We start from the raw sequence: 2,260 nt of genomic DNA on the forward strand, positions 1-2,260 counted from the left end.
GCGCAATTCTGGCTGTCGGCGCATCTAAGCCAGTTGTAGTTGCTAGTGAGGAAGGCACATTTGCTATCCGCCGTCAGATGCAAGTGAATATGACCGCCGATCACCGGATTATCTACGGTGCTGATGCGGCTAATTTCCTCAAGGATTTAGCGTTATTACTTGAAACTAATACTCAATCTTTAACTCTATAGCAAGCAGCATCTTGCCGCTTTAGATTTATAAATAGACTAGACTAGAAACCCGACTTTTTTAAAAAGTCGGGTTTCTGCTGTGACTAGTAATTCCAGTCGATCGTTATGCCGAGAGCGTGAGGTAATTGGGTTGACTGACAATCCGATCGAGCCAAGCTAAAATGGCGGGAAATTTACTCAGATCGAAGTCGCCTGCATCAGCGACATGAGTATAAGCATAGAGAGAAATATCCGCGATCGAGTAGCGGTTGCCGACAAAATAATCATATTTGCTTAAATGCTCGTCCATTACCTGGAGCGCAGCATAACCCAAGGCTTGTTTGTGAGCGATCGCTTCTTTATGTTTGTCCGCAATTTTGGCGATCGAAATCCAATATCGGACGGTGGCAATATTCGGCTCGTGGCTGAATTGCTCGAAAAATAACCACTGCATTACTTTTGCACGTTCCCAGCGATCTACAGGCAAAAAGTCAGTCCCGTCAGCTAAATAATAGATAATGGCATTCGATTCTGGCAAATATTGTCCGGGGCTAACTTCCAAGACGGGTATTTTACCAACTGGGTTCATCGCTAGAAATTCTGGTGTTCGGCTCTCGCCTTGATGAATATCGACAGGGATACATTCATAAGCGATCCCAAGTTGATTCAACAGTAACCGGATCTTGTAACAATTGCCGGACAGTGCGTATTGATAGAGTTTGAGCATAAGATTTGGCCGTACTTATAGATATCGCGCGATCGCCGAGTGAAATCTATATTAATCTAAGGGTAGTACTTTAGACTGAGTGCAGTCGCAGTGTACTTTGTCCTCTATCCCCGAACCTCCCATGTGGTGGCAACAATTAAAACAAAATGGCTTGGCTAGATTGGGCGCGATTGCCTTAATCGTGATGTATCTGGCCGTTATTGCAGCAGAGTTTGTCGCACCCTACGATCCTTATGTCTCTCAGGATGATGGCTCGCTGCTACCGCCGACTGCCATCCATTGGACGAGTCCGCAGGGGGGATTGAGTTGGCCGCATGTATATCCGACGACTCAGGGTCGCACCGATATTAACACAGGCGATCGACCGTTAAAAATTGACACGACTAAACCATCGCCGATTAGCTTCTTCGTGCGCGGCGATAGTTATAAATTATTTCAATTCAGCATCCCCTTGCTGCCGAAATTCGCTCCGGAAATGAGTAAAAAGAGTAAGAAAGGTAAAGCTCCAATTGTGAAGCCTAAAGCTGACGCTCAAGAGATTACTATTTTCCCAGGAATTCCCTGTGACTGGCATTTATTTGGTACGAACGGCGCGGGTAAAATCAATCTGTTTGGTACTGACGAACAGGGTCGCGATCAATTTACTCGGCTTGTCTACGGCGGTAGAATTAGCCTATTTATCGGGTTAATTGGCGTGTTAATCTCTTTCCCCATTGGGATGATTTTGGGCGGGATTGCAGGCTATTTTGGTGGCTGGATCGATGCGGCAATCATGCGGGTAGCGGAGGTGTTGATGACGTTACCGAGTCTGTATTTATTAGTTGCTTTAGCTTCGGTTTTACCCGATCGAGTCAGCAGTTCCCAACGCTTTTTGTTGATTATTATTATCACCTCATTTATCAGTTGGGCGGGATTGGCTCGGGTGATTCGCGGTCAAGTTTTATCGATTAAGGAGCGGGAATTTGTCCAAGCCGCCCGCGCAATGGGCGCAAAACCGTTTTATATTATCCTGCGTCATGTGTTGCCACAGACGGCTACTTATTTGATTATTTCCGCGACGCTGGCGATTCCGAGTTTTATCGTCTCAGAATCAGTATTAAGCTTGATTGGATTGGGAATTCAACCACCCGATCCTTCCTGGGGAAACTTACTATCGATCGCAACTAATACTTCGATTCTAATCTTTCAACCGTGGTTGATTTGGCCGCCAGCACTATTAATCATTCTCACGGTATTAGCTTTCAATCTGCTCGGCGACGGTTTACGAGATGCCCTCGATCCGCGCAATTTACAACGTTCTTCAACAAGTACTTAAGACAAAATAAAAGTAGGGGCAATTCATGAAGCGACTGAAATCACGCGG

At 45.8% G+C, this 2,260-nt stretch carries 3 protein-coding genes; 2 read left to right on the forward strand and 1 reads right to left on the reverse strand.

From position 1 onward, the window contains the following. Positions 1–191 (forward strand): 2-oxo acid dehydrogenase subunit E2 (locus RMO84_RS08470; RefSeq protein ID WP_310488027.1); only part of this gene is annotated, 191 nt, incomplete at its 5' end. 103 nt (positions 192–294) lie between these two features. On the opposite strand, the gene RMO84_RS08475 is transcribed toward RMO84_RS08470, so the two are convergent. Continuing rightward, positions 295–897 (reverse strand): glutathione S-transferase family protein, encoded by a 603-nt coding sequence (locus tag RMO84_RS08475; protein WP_310488028.1) that lies wholly within the window; start codon positions 895–897, stop codon positions 295–297. 121 nt (positions 898–1,018) lie between these two features. Here RMO84_RS08475 and RMO84_RS08480 point away from each other — a divergent pair, with 121 nt between their 5' ends. Continuing rightward, positions 1,019–2,212, forward strand: coding sequence for an ABC transporter permease (locus tag RMO84_RS08480; RefSeq protein WP_310488029.1), 1,194 nt, complete (start codon positions 1,019–1,021; stop codon positions 2,210–2,212). Positions 2,213–2,260 lie beyond the last annotated feature (48 nt).

It is taken from the genome of Chamaesiphon sp. VAR_69_metabat_338, from assembly GCF_031423935.1.
Lineage (GTDB): Bacteria > Cyanobacteriota > Cyanobacteriia > Cyanobacteriales > Chamaesiphonaceae > Chamaesiphon.